General features: G+C 53.6%; 13 protein-coding genes, 3 tRNA genes, 3 rRNA genes and 1 riboswitch. Of the genes, 4 read left to right on the forward strand and 15 right to left on the reverse strand.

The window, feature by feature from the left end; genetic code table 11:
* The first annotated feature begins 16 nt into the window (after positions 1-16).
* Entirely contained in the window at positions 17-898 is an 882-nt protein-coding gene (gene ilvY, locus GN242_RS20235) for an HTH-type transcriptional activator IlvY (protein ID WP_154754462.1), read from the forward strand.
* Here the strand turns inward: ilvY and ilvA are convergent.
* The 6 genes from ilvA to ilvL all read right to left on the reverse strand — a co-directional run bounded on the left by ilvA (position 895) and on the right by ilvL (position 7444).
* Entirely contained in the window at positions 895-2439 is a 1545-nt protein-coding gene (ilvA, locus tag GN242_RS20240; RefSeq protein WP_154754461.1) for a threonine ammonia-lyase, biosynthetic, read from the reverse strand. The genes ilvY and ilvA overlap by 4 nt on opposite strands.
* Positions 2440-2444: 5 nt before the next feature.
* On the reverse strand, positions 2445-4295 hold the full coding sequence (gene ilvD, locus GN242_RS20245; RefSeq protein ID WP_154754460.1) for a dihydroxy-acid dehydratase: 1851 nt from the start codon (positions 4293-4295) through the stop codon (positions 2445-2447).
* A 65-nt stretch (positions 4296-4360) separates the two neighbouring features.
* A complete protein-coding gene (locus GN242_RS20250) occupies positions 4361-5287 on the reverse strand; it encodes a branched-chain amino acid transaminase (protein ID WP_154754459.1) in 927 nt (308 codons plus the stop codon).
* An 18-nt stretch (positions 5288-5305) separates the two neighbouring features.
* Entirely contained in the window at positions 5306-5563 is a 258-nt protein-coding gene (ilvM, locus tag GN242_RS20255; RefSeq protein ID WP_154754458.1) for an acetolactate synthase 2 small subunit, read from the reverse strand.
* On the reverse strand, positions 5560-7206 hold the full coding sequence (gene ilvG / locus GN242_RS20260) for an acetolactate synthase 2 catalytic subunit (RefSeq protein WP_156288110.1): 1647 nt from the start codon (positions 7204-7206) through the stop codon (positions 5560-5562). Before ilvG ends, ilvM begins: the two co-directional genes overlap by 4 nt.
* 139 nt (positions 7207-7345) lie before the next feature.
* Positions 7346-7444: an ilv operon leader peptide gene (gene ilvL, locus GN242_RS20265; protein ID WP_154754456.1), complete on the reverse strand. Its 99-nt coding sequence runs from the start codon at positions 7442-7444 to the stop codon at positions 7346-7348.
* Positions 7445-7785: 341 nt separating this feature from the next.
* Here ilvL and GN242_RS20270 point away from each other — a divergent pair, with 341 nt between their 5' ends.
* On the forward strand, positions 7786-9309 hold the full coding sequence (locus GN242_RS20270; protein WP_156288111.1) for a YifB family Mg chelatase-like AAA ATPase: 1524 nt from the start codon (positions 7786-7788) through the stop codon (positions 9307-9309).
* A gap of 33 nt (positions 9310-9342) precedes the next feature.
* On the opposite strand, the gene GN242_RS20275 is transcribed toward GN242_RS20270, so the two are convergent.
* On the reverse strand, positions 9343-9681 hold the full coding sequence (locus GN242_RS20275) for a MaoP family protein (RefSeq protein ID WP_154754454.1): 339 nt from the start codon (positions 9679-9681) through the stop codon (positions 9343-9345).
* A gap of 121 nt (positions 9682-9802) precedes the next feature.
* Between GN242_RS20275 and hdfR the strand changes: the two genes are divergently transcribed.
* Positions 9803-10630 carry an HTH-type transcriptional regulator HdfR gene (gene hdfR / locus GN242_RS20280; protein ID WP_156288112.1) on the forward strand — a complete coding sequence of 276 codons (828 nt, stop codon included), beginning with the start codon at positions 9803-9805 and terminating at the stop codon, positions 10628-10630.
* A 140-nt stretch (positions 10631-10770) separates the two neighbouring features.
* Here the strand turns inward: hdfR and GN242_RS20285 are convergent.
* From GN242_RS20285 to btuB, 8 genes are all read right to left on the reverse strand, one after another.
* Positions 10771-10846, reverse strand: a tRNA-Trp gene (locus GN242_RS20285).
* A 7-nt stretch (positions 10847-10853) separates the two neighbouring features.
* Positions 10854-10930: transfer RNA gene (locus tag GN242_RS20290), tRNA-Asp, on the reverse strand.
* A gap of 100 nt (positions 10931-11030) precedes the next feature.
* Positions 11031-11146: ribosomal RNA gene (gene rrf, locus GN242_RS20295) — 5S ribosomal RNA — on the reverse strand.
* A 232-nt stretch (positions 11147-11378) separates the two neighbouring features.
* Positions 11379-14284: ribosomal RNA gene (locus GN242_RS20300) — 23S ribosomal RNA — on the reverse strand.
* A 220-nt stretch (positions 14285-14504) separates the two neighbouring features.
* Positions 14505-14580 (reverse strand) — tRNA-Glu (locus GN242_RS20305).
* A gap of 71 nt (positions 14581-14651) precedes the next feature.
* A 16S ribosomal RNA gene (locus GN242_RS20310) occupies positions 14652-16193 on the reverse strand.
* The 16S, 23S and 5S rRNA genes sit together here with 3 tRNA genes alongside, the layout of an rRNA operon.
* 405 nt (positions 16194-16598) lie before the next feature.
* A complete protein-coding gene (gene murI, locus GN242_RS20315) occupies positions 16599-17450 on the reverse strand; it encodes a glutamate racemase (RefSeq protein ID WP_154754186.1) in 852 nt (283 codons plus the stop codon).
* On the reverse strand, positions 17395-19263 hold the full coding sequence (gene btuB, locus GN242_RS20320) for a TonB-dependent vitamin B12 receptor BtuB (protein WP_156288113.1): 1869 nt from the start codon (positions 19261-19263) through the stop codon (positions 17395-17397). The genes murI and btuB overlap by 56 nt, the downstream gene beginning before the upstream one ends.
* A 66-nt stretch (positions 19264-19329) precedes the next feature.
* A riboswitch (cobalamin riboswitch) is annotated at positions 19330-19532 on the reverse strand.
* A 117-nt stretch (positions 19533-19649) separates the two neighbouring features.
* Between btuB and trmA the strand changes: the two genes are divergently transcribed.
* The gene (gene trmA / locus GN242_RS20325; RefSeq protein WP_154754184.1) at positions 19650-20750 is read left to right on the forward strand and encodes a tRNA (uridine(54)-C5)-methyltransferase TrmA; all 1101 of its coding nucleotides are present in this window, start codon (positions 19650-19652) and stop codon (positions 20748-20750) included.
* The last annotated feature ends 26 nt before the right edge of the window (positions 20751-20776 follow it).

Below are 20776 nucleotides of genomic sequence, written 5' to 3' on the forward strand. Positions count from 1 at the left end.
ACGAGGCACGACTCTGATGGATTTACGCGACCTGAAATTGTTTCTCCATCTGGCTGAAAGCCGCCATTTCGGGCGCAGTGCACGGGCGATGCATGTCAGCCCCTCAACGCTCTCACGACAGATTCAGCGGATGGAGGAAGATCTCGGGCAGACGCTATTTTTACGCGACAACCGTACCGTTACCCTGACCGATGCCGGAGAGCGTCTGCGCCAGTTCGCGCAGCAAACGCTGTTGCAGTATCAGCAGATGCGTCACGCTATCGGTCAGAACGGCCCGTCACTCAGCGGTGAACTGAAGCTATTCTGCTCGGTAACCGCCGCTTACAGCCATCTGCCGCCAATCCTCGATCGGTTTCGTGCCGAACATCCGCTGGTTGAAATCAAACTCACCACCGGCGATGCTGCCGATGCGGTGGAAAAAGTGCAGACCAACGAGGTGGATATTGCCATTGCGGGGCGACCGGAAACGTTGCCCACCAGCATTGGCTTTATGCCTCTCGGACTGATTCCTCTGGTGCTGATCGCACCGGCGCTGCCCTGCCCGGTTCGAACTCAGGCAACCCAGCCGCAGCCCGACTGGGCGCAAATCCCGTTTATTCTGCCCGCTCAGGGGCCATCGCGGCGGCGTATTGATTTATGGTTCCGTCATCGCCATATCGCGAATCCGCAGATTTACGCTACGGTCTCCGGCCATGAGGCGATTGTATCAATGGTGGCGTTGGGCTGTGGTATTGCACTGCTGCCCGACGTGGTGCTGGAAAACAGCCCGGAGCCGATACGTAACCGCATTCTGGAACTGGAAGATGTGGAGATGGTAGCGCCGTTTGAGCTGGGCGTTTGCGTACAAAAAAAGCGACTCACAGAGCCGCTTATTGATGCTTTCTGGAAACTGCTTTAGCCAGCAAGGAAGAAGCGGAAAGCAGGGTTATGCGTTTCATCGTGGAAATCATAGCCCAGCGCCGCCAGATGCTCTTCGAACTGCGGTTCACTGTCACTCAGCTCAAATGCCGCCAGCACGCGGCCATAGTCGGTGCCGTGGCTGCGATAGTGGAACAGCGAAATATTCCAGTGAGTGCCGAGCGTCTGCAAGAAACGCAGCAGCGCACCGGGCGCTTCCGGGAACTCAAAGCTGAACAGCTTTTCACGTAGTGGCTTAGATGGACGTCCGCCGACCATGTAACGCACATGCAGCTTCGCCATTTCGTCGTCGGAGAGATCCACCACCTTGTAACCGCCCTCGGAAAGAAGCGTCAGAATCTCCTCACGTTCGTCCAGGCCGCGCGTCAGCCTTACACCCACGAAAATACAGGCTTCATCAGCGTGAGCGTAACGGTAGTTGAACTCGGTGACCGAACGGCCGCCCAGTAACTGGCAGAAACGCAGGAAGCTACCCTGCTGCTCAGGAATGGTTACCGCCAGCAGCGCTTCACGCTGCTCACCCAACTCGCATCGCTCAGAGACGTAGCGCAGGCCGTGGAAGTTCACGTTAGCGCCAGACAGCACATGTGCCAGGCGTTCACCCTGGATCTGGTGCAGCTGGATATACTTCTTCATCCCTGCCAGCGCCAGCGCCCCTGAAGGCTCCGCGACCGCGCGAACATCGTCAAACAGATCTTTCATCGCGGCACAGATGGCATCGCTGTCAACGGTGATAATATCGTCCAGATACTCCTGACACAGGCGGAACGTTTCGTCACCGATCCGCTTCACCGCCACCCCTTCAGCAAACAGCCCGACGCGCGGCAGATCAACCGGATGACCGGCATCAAGCGCGGCTTTCAGACAGGCCGAATCGGCAGCTTCGACCGCAATCACTTTGATTTGCGGCATCAGCTGCTTGATCAACACCGCGACACCCGCCGCCAGCCCGCCACCGCCTACCGGCACGAAGACGCGATCCAGGTGAGCATCCTGCTGCAACAGTTCCATAGCCAGCGTGCCCTGCCCGGCGATGACCATCGGGTGATCGAACGGCGGCACAAAGGTATAGCCCTGCAATTCGGACAGCTCAATGGCTTTCGCTTTCGCTTCGTCAAAGTTGGCCCCAAACAGATAAACCTCACCGCCAAACGCACGCACAGCATCCACTTTGATATCCGCAGTTGCCACCGGCATCACAATCAGAGATTTGATCCCCAGCTTGCTGGAAGAGAGCGCCACGCCCTGGGCATGGTTACCGGCCGAGGCGGTAATCACCCCTCTGGCCTTCTGCTCTTCGTTCAGCCCGGCAATCATTGCGTAAGCACCGCGCAGCTTGAAGCTGTGCACCGGCTGGCGATCCTCACGTTTCACCAAAATAGTGTTACCGAGGCGCGCAGAGATTTTTTCCATCTTCTGCAACGGTGTCACCTGCGCAGCTTCATACACCGGGGCACGCAGCACGGCACGCAGATACTCCGCGCCATTGGGTTGATCGGATAGCGGTTGAGATTCAGCCATGTTTGTTAGCCTCCCAGCTTACTCTTATCACGGACGGCGCCTTTATCAGCGCTGGTTGCCAGTGTGGCATAAGCGCGCAGCGCAAAGGAGACCTGACGTTCACGACCGTGTGGCGTCCAGGCTTCATCGCCGCGAGCTTCTTCTTCACGACGGCGTGCTGCCAGCTCTTCAACAGAGATCGCCAGCTCAATACCGCGGTTAGGAATATCGATATTGATGGTATCTCCATCTTTTACCAGTGCGATAGTACCGCCACTGGCTGCTTCCGGTGAGGCATGACCAATGGAGAGACCAGAAGTACCGCCGGAGAAACGACCGTCGGTGATCAACGCACAGGCTTTGCCGAGCCCCATAGATTTCAGATAAGTAGTCGGATAGAGCATTTCCTGCATGCCGGGACCGCCTTTCGGGCCTTCGTAACGGATCACCACCACATCACCGGCGACAACTTTTCCGCCGAGAATGGCAGAAACCGCATCGTCCTGACTTTCATAGACTTTCGCCGGGCCGCTAAACACCAGACTGCCTTCATCAACGCCTGCCGTTTTAACAATACAGCCGTTTTCAGCGATGTTGCCATACAGCACCGCCAGGCCACCGTCCTGACTGAAAGCAAACTCGCGTGAGCGAATACAGCCCTCCTTACGATCGTCATCCAGCGTGTCCCAACGAGTGTCCTGCGAGAACGCCTGGGTGGTACGAATACCCGCCGGGCCGGCGCGGAACATTTTCTTCACCGCTTCATCTTTGGTCAGCATGATGTCGTACTGATCGAGGGTTTCCCGCAGGCTCAGGCCGAGGATGTTACGTACGCTATTGTCCAGCAATCCGGCGCGATCCAGCTCACCAAGAATACCGAGCACGCCACCCGCACGGTGTACGTCTTCCATATGATATTTCTGGGTGCTTGGTGCCACTTTACACAGGTGCGGAACCTCACGGGACAGGCGGTCGATATCAGAAATATCGAAGTCAATTTCGCCTTCCTGGGCAGCAGCCAGCAAATGCAGAACAGTGTTAGTGGAACCGCCCATGGCGATATCCAGCGTGATGGCGTTTTCAAAGGCTGCTTTGCTGGCGATGCTGCGCGGCAGTGCCGTTTCATCATCCTGCTCGTAATAACGCTTAGTCAGAGCAACAATTCGACGGCCAGCATTCAGGAACAACTCTTTACGATCGGCGTGGGTCGCCAGCAGTGAGCCGTTACCTGGCTGTGACAGACCCAGCGCTTCGGTCAGGCAGTTCATTGAGTTAGCGGTGAACATACCGGAACAGGAGCCGCAGGTTGGGCAAGCAGAGCGCTCAATCTGATCGCTCTCTGCATCGCTGACGTTCGGGTTTGCCCCCTGAATCATCGCATCAACCAGGTCGAGTTTGATGATTTTGTCGGAGAGCTTAGTTTTACCCGCTTCCATCGGGCCGCCGGAAACGAAGATCACCGGAATATTCAGGCGCAGTGAAGCCATCAGCATTCCGGGGGTGATCTTGTCGCAGTTGGAAATACACACCATGGCATCAGCACAGTGTGCATTCACCATATACTCCACCGAGTCAGCGATCAGCTCGCGAGACGGCAGAGAGTAGAGCATCCCGCCGTGGCCCATCGCGATACCATCATCGACGGCAATGGTGTTGAACTCTTTCGCAACGCCGCCTGACGCTTCGATCTCTTCAGCGACCAGTTTTCCCAGATCGCGCAGATGAACGTGGCCAGGCACGAACTGCGTGAAGGAGTTAACAACCGCAATAATCGGTTTGCCGAAATCATCATCGGTCATTCCCGTGGCGCGCCACAGTGCACGGGCACCCGCCATATTTCGGCCGTGGGTGGTGGTGGCGGAACGATACTTAGGCATGCTCTTTACTCCAGAAATCAGATAGTGCGCGGGCATCAACTGATGCCCGCGAAAAGTATTTTTTGTTATGGGTTAACCGGATCCAGCCAGCCCCATTTGTCTTCCGTTTCACCCGTGAACAGACCAAAGAATGCAGACTGGATACGCGCGGTAACCGGGCCGCGTTTACCTTCGCCAACCTGAATACCGTCAACGCTGCGTACCGGAGTGATTTCTGCTGCGGTACCTGACATAAACACTTCATCAGCCAGGTACAGAGATTCACGTGACAGTACCTGCTCACGCACTTCAATACCCATATCCTGCGCCAGTTTGATGATGGCGTCACGGGTAATTCCTGGCAGCGCAGAAGAGGTGAACGGTGGCGTAAAGAGGATCCCGTCTTTCACTTCAAAGAGGTTTTCACCCGCGCCTTCAGAGATATAACCCTGAGTGTCCAGCGCGATACCTTCCTGATAACCGTGGCGGCGAGCTTCGCTGCCTACCAACAGTGAGGAGAGATAGTTACCGCCCGCTTTGGCCGCAGTCGGCAGCGTGTTTGGCGCCACGCGGTTCCATGAAGAAACCATCGCATCAATCCCCTGCTCCAGCGCTTCAGCACCGAGGTAAGCGCCCCATGGGAAGGCAGCGATAATGACATCAGTTTCGTAGCCGTCCGGCGGGTTAACGCCCAGACCAACATCACCAACAAACACTAACGGACGAATATAGGCACTCTTAAGATTATTCTTGCGCAGAGTGGCACGGCAGGCCTCCATCAGTTCATCAACGCTCAGACTGACAGGGAAACGGTAAATTTTTGCAGAATCGCGCAGGCGTTGCATATGTTCACGATGGCGGAAGACTACTGGCCCTTTGTGCGAGTCATAGCAGCGTACGCCTTCAAATACTGAAGTGCCGTAGTGCAGGGCATGGGACATCACGCTAACCTTAGCGTCTTCCCATTTTACCATCTCGCCATTGAACCAGATAAAGTCTGCTTTCTTCGTCATTCTTGTTTCCTTGCGCGCTTATGCGCGGATTTGTTGTGATGTTTGTTGTTGGATCTGAACGCATGCCACGTCCATCAATTTACTCAACTGTGTTGACAGTAAATCGACAGAGCGCAGGCTGGCAACGGTCATCTCAATATTAATATTGTCAGTATTCACCAGCGACGCCATGTTCATTGAGCACACCTGAAAACCACGGTGACGTACGACGCGCAAAATGCGTTCCAGTATTTCCGGGCGAAAACGTGCTTCTATAGACAATTGATGCTGTTTCATGAGGTCTTCTCCATCATATTTTCGTTGCTGGCACCCGGTGGTACCAGAGGCCAGACGTTCTCATGCTCGTCAATCGCGACGTGGAGCATGTATGGCCCTTCACTGTGCAGCAAAGCGTCTAATGCGGCGTCGACCTGATCTTTACGGGTAATACGCTGGCCGGGAATGCCGAAGGCACTGGCCAGAATGAGAAAGTCCGGATTATCTGAGAGGTTAGTTTCGCTATAACGTTCTTCGAAGAACAGCTGCTGCCACTGGCGTACCATTCCCAGGCGCTGGTTATCGATCAAAACAATTTTAACCGGTAGCTGCTTGCGCTTAATGGTACCCAGCTCCTGCACGTTCATCATGAAGGAGCCATCACCGGAAACGCAGATAACTGTGTCATCCGGGCGAGCAACCTGGGCACCCACAGCGGCAGGCAGGCCGAACCCCATGGTGCCCAAACCGCTCGATGTGATGAAGTTTTCAGGGCGGTTAAAACTCATATGTTGAGCTGCCCACATCTGATGCTGTCCCACGTCTGTGGTAACTACCGCGCTTTGCGGCTTACGATCGGATAACTGCTTTAAAAACAGCGGCGCAAAAATGGCTTCGCCCGGATGATCGTAACGCCAGCCGTTATTGGCTTTCAGCGCTTTCACCTCTTCACGCCAGGCGGTGATAGCAATCGGCTGGTACAGATCGGGCAGCAGCTTATTGAGGTCGCCTTGCAGGCCAACATGGGCCCGGCGGAGTTTATGCAGTTCTGCGGGGTCAATATCCAGATGGATCACGCTGGCATGCGGGGCGAAGGTATCCAGCTTGCCAGTTACGCGGTCGTCAAAGCGAGCGCCTACAGCAATCAACAGATCACACTGCTGCACTGCGAGGTTAGCTGCTTTGGTGCCGTGCATCCCCAGCATACCGAGGTAATATGCGTCTTCAGCATCCGGGGTACCAAGACCTTTCAAGGTCGCAACGGTAGGAATTCCGGTCTCTTTAGCAAACGCCCTCAATGCATGCACTGCATCCGCCATACCCACGCCACCGCCCACATACAGGATTGGTTTTTTCGACTGAGCCAGCAGGTTACGCGCCTGCTGCAATTCGGCATACGGATGCGGCATTGCCTGCTCTACCGGCAGCAGATGAGCCACCAGATCGCCGCTGGCTAACTGGATATCCTTAGGGATATCAACCAGTACCGGGCCAGGACGACCTGATTTTGCAATAGCAAAAGCTTCTGCCAACACCACCGGCAGTTCATCAAGGGACTCTACGAGGAAGCTATGTTTGGTACAGGCCAGAGACAGACCCAGAACGTCAATCTCCTGAAAGGCATCCGTTCCCATCACCGCAGATGAAACCTGGCCCGTGATAGCAACGATAGGTACAGAATCCAGCATGGCGTCCGCCAGGCCGGTGATCAGATTGGTCGCACCCGGCCCTGAAGTGGCGATACAGACGCCGACTTTTCCGGTTGCACGAGCGAAGCCGATAGCGGCCATAGCTGCACCCTGCTCATGGCGGCAAAGTAGGTGTTCGACACCGCCGTCATACAGCGCGTCATAGACCGGCATAATTGCACCACCCGGATAGCCGAAAACTGTCTCGACTCCCTGTGCACGCAAAGCTTGAACCACCCACTGAGCACCATTCATAGTTATTCCCCCGCCTCTCGCTGGGAACAACAGCATTTTATGCTACTGTTCATATTCTGTTCCTCTCTCATATTGTCTTGCCAAAAAAAAACCCCCGGACCTTTCGGTGCGGGGGTTCTTTCGAAATCAGGCTTGATTTTTAAGCCTTTCTTTCTCCGAGCGTAGCCCCGCACGGCGTGATAATAATCACGACGACGTTAATAATGACTAGGCTAATGACTCGTAGAAGGGCTTTCATTCGGATTCTTTTAATTCACTTGTTCGAAGTAATGCCTACAGAGTTATCACAGTTATCAGCTTTAATTCAACTTTTTTCATTATTTTATTTTATGAGCCCTTGCACAAAACAAGAAAAAACTATTGTTATTCAGTAAATAAGAAGGCATTGATTTTTTTTCATCTGTCACGATGCGTGACTATTTTATTTCCACATAGTGGAAATCCGTGAGGCGTCCCGCAACAGAATGTCATCGGTGGTCAACCGAATGCGATCGATCACAGCACCGCGCGCAAATTAACGTTTTCTCACTGGCCTGCTAAGTCACCACAATCCACAGTAGTGAACACAAGGAGTGTGTTATGTCGCTATCTGTTGCCAATACCCGTGCCGCATTGGGCATTCAGGCACCTCTGGTGTCTGTGGAAGTTCATCTGAGTAATGGCTTGCCTGCCCTTTCCCTGGTTGGCCTGCCGGAAACCACCGTGAAAGAAGCCCGGGATCGGGTGCGCAGCGCCATTCTCAATAGCGGATTTACCTTTCCGGCTAAACGGATCACCGTCAACCTGGCACCCGCCGATTTACCTAAAGAGGGTGGACGCTATGACTTGCCCATCGCTATTGCCATTCTGGCTGCCTCAGAGCAGATTCCAGCGGCAAAACTTGCCGGGTATGAATTCCTCGGCGAGTTAGCCCTGACGGGCGCGCTACGTGGCGTACAGGGCGCTATTCCTGCTGCCGTTGCCGCACTCGATGCCGGACGGCAGCTTATTCTCTCAGCGGACAATGTGAATGATGTTGCCTTGATTCAGCACGGGAAGAGTTTAATTGCCGGTCATCTGCTGGAGGTGTGCGCTTTCCTGCACGGCAGAGCACAGCTGGAAGAGGCACAAAGCAGGCCACAGATATGTCCGCCGCATGCAGGAGGAGACCTGAACGAGATTATTGGTCAGCAGCAGGCCAAGCGCGCGCTGGAGATTACGGCCGCGGGGGGACACAATCTGTTATTGATCGGCCCACCAGGCACAGGTAAGACAATGCTGGCATCCCGGTTGAATAGCCTGATGCCGCCTCTAAGCGATCGTGAGGCCCTGGAGAGTGCCAGCGTAGCCAGTCTGCTGGGTAGTGGTGATCTGCATCGTCAGTGGCGTCAGAGGCCGTTTCGTTCCCCTCATCACAGCTCCTCTCTCTATGCCCTGGTCGGCGGCGGCTCAATACCAAAGCCAGGTGAGATATCTCTCGCCCACAACGGCATCCTGTTTCTTGACGAGCTTCCGGAGTTTGAACGCCGCGCTCTGGATTCCCTGCGCGAGCCACTGGAGTCAGGTGAGATCAGTATTTCCCGCGCACGCGCCAAAATCACCTATCCGGCACGCTTCCAGCTGATCGCTGCGATGAATCCCAGCCCAACCGGGCACTACAGCGGCCCACATAATCGCAGTTCACCCCAGCAGACACTGCGCTATCTCAGTCGCCTCTCTGGCCCTTTCCTCGACCGTTTCGATCTCTCTCTTGAAGTTCCGCTACTGCCGCCAGGAACGTTAAGTGCGCAGCAGGGCGGCGGCGAGTCGAGCCAGGAGGTTCGCGTACGGGTTCTGGCAGCGCGGGAACGCCAGATAAATCGCTGCGGCAAAGTGAATGCGGTAATGAAAAACCACGAAATCCAGGCTTGCTGTACACTTACACCTGAGGACGCCCAATGGCTGGAGCAAATACTTAACCAGCTGGGGCTGTCGGTGCGAGCATGGCAACGCCTGCTAAAAGTGGCACGTACCATTGCTGATTTGGAAGGGGAGGACGAAGTTAACCGGAACCATCTGACGGAAGCAGTGAGTTACCGTGGGATTGACCGTTTGCTGATTCACTTGCACAACAGCCTGCAATAGCAGAAATGAGAAAGGGGCCGAAGCCCCTTTTTCTTAATCGTCACTATCCGTGTAGTCTTCAACGCCTTCCATCTGCGGCTTGCCGCCGGAAAGGGTATGAAAACGTTTAGGACGTTTAATTCGGGTCATATACTTTGACCAGACTTTTTCTGCCTCAGTTTGTGGCTCACGCACGCCCCGGCACACCTCAATGAACAGACGCTCTTCTTCCGTTGATGGCTCTCGTTTTGCCAGGTCGAGCTCATTAAAAGCGTAACCATAACGCTCAAGAAGTTGGGCTTCTTTGATGGTGAAATCACCGTGACGGGAGAACCCGCGAGGGTAATGTTTGTTATCAAAAAAACGATTCGTTGTTGCGAAGCTTTCCGCCATTTTACACGCTCCTAACTCTTTTATGGCCGTGCTATTTATGGCGCGGAGTATTAGATAGGCTTGACAGAGTGTAAAACAAAACATTTAAATCATAACGACAAATGTTTTTTAGGAGATGGATGTGGATACGGAATTATTGAAAACCTTTCTTGAAGTGAGCAGAACTCGTCACTTTGGACGTGCCGCCGAAGCACTCTATCTCACGCAATCTGCTGTAAGTTTTCGCATCAGGCAGCTTGAAAACCAGCTGGGAGTTAACCTGTTTACGCGCCATCGCAATAACATCAGGCTGACGGCTGCCGGGGAGCGATTACTGCCTTACGCAGAGAGCCTGATGAGCACGTGGCTGATGGCCAAGAAAGAGGTCGCGCACACACAGCAGCATCATGAGCTGTCCATTGGGGCCAGTGCCTCTTTGTGGGAAGCGTATCTGACTCCATGGCTACAGACGCTGTATGAAAATCGTGAAAGCCTGCATGTGGAAGCGCGTGTTGCGCAGCGTCATTCGCTGGTTAAGCAGCTGCATGAACGGCAGCTTGACCTGCTGATCACAACTGAAGCGCCAAAAATGGATGAATTAACCAGCCAGCAGATTGGTCATATTTCCCTGACGCTTTTCCGGTCGCGAAAATCGGAGAAAAAGGAGAAATATGATTATATTAAGCTGGAATGGGGTGCTGATTTCCATCAGCATGAGAGCTATCTGGCCGGGGCGGATGATGTTCCGGTGCTGACGACAACATCAGCACATTTAGCTCGTCAGCTTCTACATACAACCGGTGCCTGTACTTTTTTACCGGATGCCTGGGGCAAAGAATACAGCGATCTGTTAGTGATCCCTGATACCGCTGTAGCGACCAGACCACTGTACGCAGTGTGGTTACAAAACAGCGATCAGCAGGCACATATCCGGCAGCTGATTAAATTTCCGGTGAATACGCGAGCATAATCAGTACAAATAAGCATCTAACAGGGCCGGTTTTCTGGCCCTTTTCTATTCTTTACGAGTGACAACTGGAACCAACAGGAAAAATGGCAGGAATTTTAGACAAAAAAAATCCTTTGCCGAAGCAAAGGATTGTTTTTATTTGGCAGGGGCGGAGAGACTCGAACTCCCAACACCCGGTTTTGGAGACCGGTGCTCTACCAATTGAACTACGCCCCTAAAAGGGTGGCGGAACGGACGGGGCTCGAACCCGCGACCCCCTGCGTGACAGGCAGGTATTCTAACCAACTGAACTACCGCTCCACCGATTCTGTACTGACTTCAGACTGCGTCTGACTTCAGGTGTTTCGCCCTTACCTTGTCAGGGGTAAGGTCACGACCCGCTTACGGGTCTTAATTTGATGCCTGGCAGTTCCCTACTCTCGCATGGGGAGACCCCACACTACCATCGGCGCTACGGCGTTTCACTTCTGAGTTCGGCATGGGGTCAGGTGGGACCACCGCGCTAAAGCCGCCAGGCAAATTCTGTGCTCTGTCCTGTGTCTTTTGCGCTCTGACTGCGTTGCCTGCGCTCGCAAGCTCAGTCACATACCTGTGTATGCTCCTTCACTCACTTCGCTGGCCGCCTTGTCACAGCACAAAATCCTTCGGAATTGACTCCGCAGGAGGACAGATAAATTCTTTATCCGGTACAGGCTGAAAATTGTCTTCGCGTCTCTCATAACGCTCACCAGAACGCTTCTGGCGTTGTAAGGTTAAGCCTCACGGGTCATTAGTACCGGTTAGCTCAACGCATCGCTGCGCTTACACACCCGGCCTATCAACGTCGTAGTCTTCAACGTCCCTTCAGGACTCTCAAGGAGTCAGGGAGAATTCATCTCGAGGCAAGTTTCGCGCTTAGATGCTTTCAGCGCTTATCTTTTCCGCACTTAGCTACCGGGCAATGCCATTGGCATGACAACCCGAACACCAGTGGTGCGTTCACTCCGGTCCTCTCGTACTAGGAGCAACCCCTCTCAATTCTCCAGCGCCCACGGCAGATAGGGACCGAACTGTCTCACGACGTTCTAAACCCAGCTCGCGTACCACTTTAAACGGCGAACAGCCGTACCCTTGGGACCTACTTCAGCCCCAGGATGTGATGAGCCGACATCGAGGTGCCAAACACCGCCGTCGATATGAACTCTTGGGCGGTATCAGCCTGTTATCCCCGGAGTACCTTTTATCCGTTGAGCGATGGCCCTTCCATTCAGAACCACCGGATCACTATGACCTGCTTTCGCACCTGCTCGAGCCGTCACTCTCGCAGTCAAGCCAGCTTATGCCATTGCACTAACCTCACGATGTCCGACCGTGATTAGCTGACCTTCGTGCTCCTCCGTTACTCTTTAGGAGGAGACCGCCCCAGTCAAACTACCCACCAGACACTGTCCCCACGCCGGATCACGGCGCCAGGTTAGAACATCAAACGTTAAAGGGTGGTATTTCAAGGTTGGCTCCACGCAGACTGGCGTCCACGCTTCAAAGCCTCCCACCTATCCTACACATCAAGGCTCAATGTTCAGTGTCAAGCTGTAGTAAAGGTTCACGGGGTCTTTCCGTCTTGCCGCGGGTACACTGCATCTTCACAGCGAGTTCAATTTCACTGAGTCTCGGGTGGAGACAGCCTGGCCATCATTACGCCATTCGTGCAGGTCGGAACTTACCCGACAAGGAATTTCGCTACCTTAGGACCGTTATAGTTACGGCCGCCGTTTACCGGGGCTTCGATCAAGAGCTTCTCCTTGCGGATAACCCCATCAATTAACCTTCCGGCACCGGGCAGGCGTCACACCGTATACGTCCACTTTCGTGTTTGCACAGTGCTGTGTTTTTAATAAACAGTTGCAGCCAGCTGGTATCTTCGACTGGCTTCAGCTCCGGGAGCAAGTCCCTTCACCTACGCGCCAGCGTGCCTTCTCCCGAAGTTACGGCACCATTTTGCCTAGTTCCTTCACCCGAGTTCTCTCAAGCGCCTTGGTATTCTCTACCTGACCACCTGTGTCGGTTTGGGGTACGATTGATGTTACCTGATGCTTAGAGGCTTTTCCTGGAAGCAGGGCATTTGTTACTTCAGCACCGTAGTGCCTCGTCATCACACCTCAGCCTTAAAGAGTTCCGGATTTGCCTGGAACTCAAGCCTACATGCTTAAACCGGGACAACCGTCGCCCGGCTAACATAGCCTTCTCCGTCCCCCCTTCGCAGTAACACCCAGTACGGGAATATTAACCCGTTTCCCATCGACTACGCCTTTCGGCCTCGCCTTAGGGGTCGACTCACCCTGCCCCGATTAACGTTGGACAGGAACCCTTGGTCTTCCGGCGAGCGGGCTTTTCACCCGCTTTATCGTTACTTATGTCAGCATTCGCACTTCTGATACCTCCAGCAGCCCTCACAGGCCACCTTCGACGGCTTACAGAACGCTCCCCTACCCAACAATACTTGCGTATCGCTGCCGCAGCTTCGGTGCATGGTTTAGCCCCGTTACATCTTCCGCGCAGGCCGACTCGACCAGTGAGCTATTACGCTTTCTTTAAATGATGGCTGCTTCTAAGCCAACATCCTGGCTGTCTGTGCCTTCCCACATCGTTTCCCACTTAACCATGACTTTGGGACCTTAGCTGGCGGTCTGGGTTGTTTCCCTCTTCACGACGGACGTTAGCACCCGCCGTGTGTCTCCCGTGATAACATTCTCCGGTATTCGCAGTTTGCATCGGGTTGGTAAGCCGGGATGGCCCCCTAGCCGAAACAGTGCTCTACCCCCGGAGATGAGTTCACGAGGCGCTACCTAAATAGCTTTCGGGGAGAACCAGCTATCTCCCGGTTTGATTGGCCTTTCACCCCCAGCCACAAGTCATCCGCTAATTTTTCAACATTAGTCGGTTCGGTCCTCCAGTTAGTGTTACCCAACCTTCAACCTGCCCATGGCTAGATCACCGGGTTTCGGGTCTATACCCTGCAACTTAACGCCCAGTTAAGACTCGGTTTCCCTGCGGCTCCCCTATACGGTTAACCTTGCTACAGAATATAAGTCGCTGACCCATTATACAAAAGGTACGCAGTCACACCACGAAGGTGCTCCCACTGCTTGTACGTACACGGTTTCAGGTTCTTTTTCACTCCCCTCGCCGGGGTTCTTTTCGCCTTTCCCTCACGGTACTGGTTCACTATCGGTCAGTCAGGAGTATTTAGCCTTGGAGGATGGTCCCCCCATATTCAGACAGGATGTCACGTGTCCCGCCCTACTCATCGAACTCACAGCAAGTGCATTTTTGTGTACGGGAGTATCACCCTGTACCCTGCGACTTTCCAGACGCTTCCACTAATGCACAAACTGATTCAGGTTCTGGGCTGTTCCCCGTTCGCTCGCCGCTACTGGGGGAATCTCGGTTGATTTCTTTTCCTCGGGGTACTTAGATGTTTCAGTTCCCCCGGTTCGCCTCATGCCACTATGTATTCATGACATGATAGTGTGCCGGAGCACACTGGGTTTCCCCATTCGGGTATCGTCGGTTGTTGCGGTTCATATCACCTTACCGACGCTTATCGCAGATTAGCACGCCCTTCATCGCCTCTGACTGCCTAGGCATCCACCGTGTACGCTTAGTCGCTTAACCTCACAACCCACAAGCGTCCCGGAGGACACATTGCTGTTGCGAGCATTTGAGAGACTCGAACATATCGTTGATTTCATTCTTATTTACGGAGAATGAAAACGACATGTCGTTTCAATTTTCAGCTTGTTCCGGATTGTTAAAGAGCAAATATCTCAAACATGACTCGTTAAAGTCAGCTTTGAGATACTGGGTGGCAACGTCTTTCACGTCGTTACCGGTATGGCGTCCCCAAGGGGATTCGAACCCCTGTTACAGCCGTGAAAGGGCAGTGTCCTGGGCCTCTAGACGATGGGGACTCGGGTACTACTTTGCTCGTTACTTCTATCAGACAATCTGTGTGGACACTGCGCGGGAAGGTATCTTCAGGTAAGGAGGTGATCCAACCGCAGGTTCCCCTACGGTTACCTTGTTACGACTTCACCCCAGTCATGAATCACAAAGTGGTAAGCGCCCTCCCGAAGGTTAAGCTACCTACTTCTTTTGCAACCCACTCCCATGGTGTGACGGGCGGTGTGTACAAGGCCCGGGAACGTATTCACCGTAGCATTCTGATCTACGATTACTAGCGATTCCGACTTCACGGAGTCGAGTTGCAGACTCCGATCCGGACTACGACGCACTTTATGAGGTCCGCTTGCTCTCGCGAGGTCGCTTCTCTTTGTATGCGCCATTGTAGCACGTGTGTAGCCCTGGCCGTAAGGGCCATGATGACTTGACGTCATCCCCACCTTCCTCCGGTTTATCACCGGCAGTCTCCTTTGAGTTCCCGGCATTACCCGCTGGCAACAAAGGATAAGGGTTGCGCTCGTTGCGGGACTTAACCCAACATTTCACAACACGAGCTGACGACAGCCATGCAGCACCTGTCTCACGGTTCCCGAAGGCACTTTCGCATCTCTGCAAAATTCCGTGGATGTCAAGGCCAGGTAAGGTTCTTCGCGTTGCATCGAATTAAACCACATGCTCCACCGCTTGTGCGGGCCCCCGTCAATTCATTTGAGTTTTAACCTTGCGGCCGTACTCCCCAGGCGGTCGACTTAACGCGTTAGCTCCGGAAGCCACGCCTCAAGGGCACAACCTCCAAGTCGACATCGTTTACGGCGTGGACTACCAGGGTATCTAATCCTGTTTGCTCCCCACGCTTTCGCACCTGAGCGTCAGTCTTTGTCCAGGGGGCCGCCTTCGCCACCGGTATTCCTCCAGATCTCTACGCATTTCACCGCTACACCTGGAATTCTACCCCCCTCTACAAGACTCTAGCCTGCCAGTTTCGGATGCAGTTCCCAGGTTGAGCCCGGGGATTTCACATCCGACTTGACAGACCGCCTGCGTGCGCTTTACGCCCAGTAATTCCGATTAACGCTTGCACCCTCCGTATTACCGCGGCTGCTGGCACGGAGTTAGCCGGTGCTTCTTCTGCGGGTAACGTCAATCAGCGAAGCTATTAACACTCTGCCTTCCTCCCCACTGAAAGTACTTTACAACCCGAAGGCCTTCTTCATACACGCGGCATGGCTGCATCAGGCTTGCGCCCATTGTGCAATATTCCCCACTGCTGCCTCCCGTAGGAGTCTGGGCCGTGTCTCAGTCCCAGTGTGGCTGGTCATCCTCTCAGACCAGCTAGGGATCGTCGCCTAGGTGAGCCGTTACCTCACCTACTAGCTAATCCCACCTGGGCACATCCGATGGTGTGAGGCCCGAAGGTCCCCCACTTTGGTCCGAAGACGTTATGCGGTATTAGCCACCGTTTCCAGTGGTTATCCCCCTCCATCGGGCAGTTTCCCAGGCATTACTCACCCGTCCGCCACTCGTCACCCAAGGAGCAAGCTCCTCTGTGCTACCGTCCGACTTGCATGTGTTAGGCCTGCCGCCAGCGTTCAATCTGAGCCATGATCAAACTCTTCAATTAAAAGTTCGATTTGCTGCAACAAGTGCAGCGATGCTCAAGTGTAAAACGTCATAATGAATTTCATTATGTGTTCACTCTTAAGACTTGATATTTTTTGTCACCCGGAGGTGACTGATATCAATCCTGCGAGTGCCCACACAGATTGTCTGATAAATTGTTAAAGAGCGGTGCAATCAGTGCCGAAGCTTCCTGTTGCGAGGTGGCGTATATTACGCTTTCCTCCTTCGGAGTCAACTTCTTTTTGAGAAGTTTTTCCGGCGCTATCAGTTACCTGACGCTTCTGACCCGGTAGCCCGTAAGCCGTTGTTCCGTGTCAGTGGAGGCGCAGTATAGGGATTTTCTGGCGGGTGACAAGAGCAAAATGCAAAAAAATTACTGACTGGCGCTTTTTTGCCCTAAAGTTCCCTAAAGTGCCAGTTTTTCGAGCTTCCCAAAGCCATAACGCTGCAAAACGGGCATTAATTGTACCGCCTGTTCAGTGATATCCATGCAGAACGCCACGTTCTCATCCTGAGAAAATGCCTCAGGTGACTCATTTTCTAACAACCATACCGTACGCCGGGCAATTGCAGCGCCAGAATCGATTAAACGCGTCCCTTCCGGCAATACTTGTTGCAACTCTTCACTAATAAGAGGGAAGTGAGTACAGCCCAGCACAACAGTGTCCGGCGGCTCCTGCATACGCAGCCAGGGTTGCAGGATACGTTTAACATCTTCTATAGCTACAGGCTTTCCATGCAGTTTGGCTTCGGCCAGTTCCACCAGTTCAGCAGAGCCAAGCATCTCGGTCTTACACTCGCTGCCGAAACGTGCCACCAGCTCATGCGTATAAGGACGCTTTACCGTGCCACGCGTTGCCAGCAGACCAACAACACCGTTACGGGTCAAACGTGCCGCAGGTTTAATCGCAGGCACTACGCCCACTACCGGGAATTCAAAGCGTTTACGCAGTGCAGGCAGCGTCACGGTGCTCGCCGAGTTGCAGGCAATCACAACCAGCGCAAGAGGATAGCGGCGGGTGACTGCCTCAACGATAGCCACCACGCGCTCAACGATAAACTCTTCCGACTTTTCACCATAGGGGAAGGCGACGTTGTCGAATGCATAGAGATAATGGAGATCCGGCAATAATTTGCGGATCTCATCATAGACAGAAAGCCCACCAACGCCGGAGTCAAAGACCAGCACGGTGGGGCGCGCTTTAGAAGGTGTAGCTGCCGCTGAGGTAGTATTCCCGTCCAGGGGTTTCATAGCCATACGCTGTCTCGTATTCTTTATCGAACAGGTTGGCGATTCTACCACGAACGGTGAGATGTGATGTGACTGGATACGCGACTGCGAGATCCCACAGGCTCAATCCACCCATTTTGATCGTACGGTAAGGATACGTGTTGAAATCCTGATCGTAGCGCTGGCCCAGATACTGGTAAGTCACCGACCAGTCGAAGTTATACACCGTCCAGTCCAGCTGGTACTTCACCTGCTGTTTAGCACGACGTAACAGTATTTCATTGGTCTGGCTGTTACGGGGATCAAGGTAGTCAAATGAGATCTGGTGGCTCAACGGGCCGGTATCAAAGGCGGCGGTGGCTTCTACTCCTTTAATGGTTGCCTGTGCAACGTTGTAATAAACATATAAAGGTGCATCGGCAGAAATGAGGTTATCAATATCATTCCGATATCCAGAGACATGCCATGTAACCGGGCCTGTGAGACCTTCAAATCCGGCTTCCCACTGCTTACTTTCTTCAGGTTTAAGATTTGGGTTTCCGCCATAGGTGCTGTACAGCTGCGATAGGTAAGGCGCTTTATAGGCCGTCGCATAAGAGGTCACGAAGCGATATCCCTCAATGAACTCCCACGCCCCACTGGTTTGCCAGGTGTTATGTCGGCCAAACTGTGAGTTATCATCAGAGCGAACCGCACCTTCAAGGGTGAAGTCCCCCAGACGCTGCTGGCCTGTCAGATAGAGTCCGGTATTGCGTATCGCTGTACTGTCAGAAAGTAAGCTGGTGCCAGGTTCCGTGGTCTCTTTCTGCCAGTCAACCCCTCCACTGACCGTACCCTGCCCCACTTCAATGCTGTTACCCCATTGCAGATTGTACTGTTTACTCTCATCCAGTGAGGTCGCCGGGCTGTATCGCCCCAGACGTGGGTCATAGTTGTAGTCTTTCACGTGGCTGTAACTGGCTACCAGCTGAGACGAGTAGATACCCTGCTGGAAACGCAGACCGGTGTCCCACGTCTGGCTGTAAAGCTGGCGGGTATCTACCAGCGCTCCAGGTACCGAAAAACTGGAACTGTTGTCATATGCAGTGCGATTATCAAAACCATAACCACGAACAAAACCGCTGAACCTGTCGCTGAAATCATGTTCAAGCCCACCGTATAGCGTCTTACTCATATAGCCATCCCGGTCAGGCTGTGCCGGGCCACTGTCATTAGGGTAGCCTGCTTTCACGTCAAAACCGTGAGTGTAGGTGTAGTCCCCTGCCAGCGTCACCCGCGTATTTTCGCCCAGTTTTTGCTGCGTCGACCCGTTATAGTTTTGGTAACCATAGGAGCCCACTCCTGCTTCCAGGGTCGTTCCCTCTTCCTTGCGGGTAGTGATAATATTGATCACCCCGCCAATGGCATCCGACCCATATACTGCCGAACGCGCACCCCGGATATATTCAACGCGCTGTACCAGCGCCAGTGGGATCTGACTGATATCGGCAGAACCCGAAATACCAGACTGGTTAAGACGAATACCGTCAATCAGTACCAGAACATGGTTTGAGTTAGTTCCGCGAATAAACAGGCTGGTTTTCTGTCCCATGCCACCACTTTGCACCGCGTCCACACCCGGTAAGCGGCGCATTACATCATTCAGGCTTTTCGCCTGCCAGCGGTCTATCTCCGCACGGGTCACAATCGTTGTCGGTGCCAGCACTGTATTTACCGGCTGCTGAAAGCGATTCGCGGTGACGACCTGTGTGTTGTCACTATTCTGCGCAAAGCCGTTTTGCGCCCAGAGAGAAATTGCCGTGGCGCTAAACGCCAGCAGCTTATATTTTTTTGTAGTCATGACCAAGCATCCAAAAGATGTGCGGATGCCGCAGGCATACGATCAATAGCACGCGATGATCGTAAAAAATGCGACGTTAATCCGGCAGGTCTTCGGGCTCAGAACTTGATACCTAATAGTATCGGGTGGCAATGACTTCCCATCAAAAGACAGTGTCTGCGTTACGCTATTGTCACGACATTCTATACCGCTGCGCGTCAGCTCCAGATTTACACTGGATTCCCTTTTAACTCGTTGGGAGGCCGGGAACCGCATTTTATGTATAAATATGTCGGAAGTCCAGATATCCAGACTTCCATAAGGGATGAATTGAGGACAATACTGGACATGAGTTAAAGAATCCCTACAATCGCCCGGCTATTACTGCCACATACACAGGAACAACCATGACACCCGAACAACTGCCTGTTGAACACTATGACGACCAGCTCTCAGAGAAAGTGACACGGCTGACATCCATGATGTCGGCGTTTAACGCTCCCGATGTCGAGGTCTTCCGTTCACCGGTCAGCCATTACCGGATGCGTGCAGAGTTCCGTATCTGGCATGACGGCGATGACCTCTACCACATCATTTTCGACCAGGAGACGCGCGAACGTATCCGGGTCGATAGTTTTCCGGCCGCCAGTGAGCTGATTAACCGGCTGATGCCTCGTCTGATCGATGCCGTACGTGATCAAAGAACGCTGCGGTTTAAACTGTTCCAAATCGACTATCTGTCAACGGTCAGTGGCCAGATCGTAGTCTCCCTGCTTTATCACCGTAAGCTTGATGAAGAGTGGCAGCAGGCGGCCACACTGCTGCGCGACACGCTGCGTGCTGAAGGTTTTGACCTGCATCTGATTGGGCGCGCCACTAAAACTAAAATCTGTCTCGACCAGGATTTCGTTGATGAGCGCCTGACCGTGGATGGCCGTGAAATGGTCTACCGCCAGGTGGAGAACAGCTTTACCCAACCTAACGCGGCAGTGAACGTGAAGATGCTGGAGTGGGCGCTGGATGCAACGCAGAATTCTCGCGGAGATCTGTTGGAGCTGTACTGCGGTAACGGCAACTTCTCACTTGCGCTGGCCCGCAATTTCCGCCGGGTGCTGGCAACGGAAATCGCCAAACCTTCAGTTGCATCAGCGCAGTACAATATTGCCGTCAACCAGATCGATAACGTACAGATTATCCGTATGGCGGCTGAAGAGTTTACTCAGGCAATGAAGGGTGAAAGAAGCTTCAGACGGCTGGAGGGTGTCGATCTGACGAGCTATGAGTGTGAGACCATTTTCGTTGACCCGCCACGCAGCGGCCTGGATGACGAAACGGTGAAGATGGTGCAGGCCTATCCGCGTATCCTCTATATCTCCTGTAACCCGGCAACGCTGTGCGACAATCTCGCCACGTTATCGGCCACTCATACGATTACGCGCCTGGCGCTGTTCGACCAGTTTCCGTATACCCATCATATGGAGTGCGGCGTGTTGCTGACCCGCCGCTAAAAGAGTGCGGGCGATGATAAGTCGCC

The organism is Erwinia sorbitola, from assembly GCF_009738185.1.
In the GTDB taxonomy this organism is placed as follows: Bacteria; Pseudomonadota; Gammaproteobacteria; order Enterobacterales; family Enterobacteriaceae; genus Erwinia; species Erwinia sorbitola.

Excerpts from the sequence above, each read along its gene's own strand:
- ilvY (WP_154754462.1), top strand. The coding sequence starts at position 17 with ATGGATTTACGCGACCTGAAATTGTTTCTCCATCTGGCTGAAAGCCGC.
- ilvA (WP_154754461.1), bottom strand. The coding sequence starts at position 2,439 with ATGGCTGAATCTCAACCGCTATCCGATCAACCCAATGGCGCGGAGTAT.
- ilvD (WP_154754460.1), bottom strand. The coding sequence starts at position 4,295 with ATGCCTAAGTATCGTTCCGCCACCACCACCCACGGCCGAAATATGGCG.
- GN242_RS20250 (WP_154754459.1), bottom strand. The coding sequence starts at position 5,287 with ATGACGAAGAAAGCAGACTTTATCTGGTTCAATGGCGAGATGGTAAAA.
- ilvM (WP_154754458.1), bottom strand. The coding sequence starts at position 5,563 with ATGAAACAGCATCAATTGTCTATAGAAGCACGTTTTCGCCCGGAAATA.
- ilvG (WP_156288110.1), bottom strand. The coding sequence starts at position 7,206 with ATGAATGGTGCTCAGTGGGTGGTTCAAGCTTTGCGTGCACAGGGAGTC.
- ilvL (WP_154754456.1), bottom strand. The coding sequence starts at position 7,444 with ATGAAAGCCCTTCTACGAGTCATTAGCCTAGTCATTATTAACGTCGTC.
- GN242_RS20270 (WP_156288111.1), top strand. The coding sequence starts at position 7,786 with ATGTCGCTATCTGTTGCCAATACCCGTGCCGCATTGGGCATTCAGGCA.
- GN242_RS20275 (WP_154754454.1), bottom strand. The coding sequence starts at position 9,681 with ATGGCGGAAAGCTTCGCAACAACGAATCGTTTTTTTGATAACAAACAT.
- murI (WP_154754186.1), bottom strand. The coding sequence starts at position 17,450 with ATGGCTATGAAACCCCTGGACGGGAATACTACCTCAGCGGCAGCTACA.
- btuB (WP_156288113.1), bottom strand. The coding sequence starts at position 19,263 with ATGACTACAAAAAAATATAAGCTGCTGGCGTTTAGCGCCACGGCAATT.
- trmA (WP_154754184.1), top strand. The coding sequence starts at position 19,650 with ATGACACCCGAACAACTGCCTGTTGAACACTATGACGACCAGCTCTCA.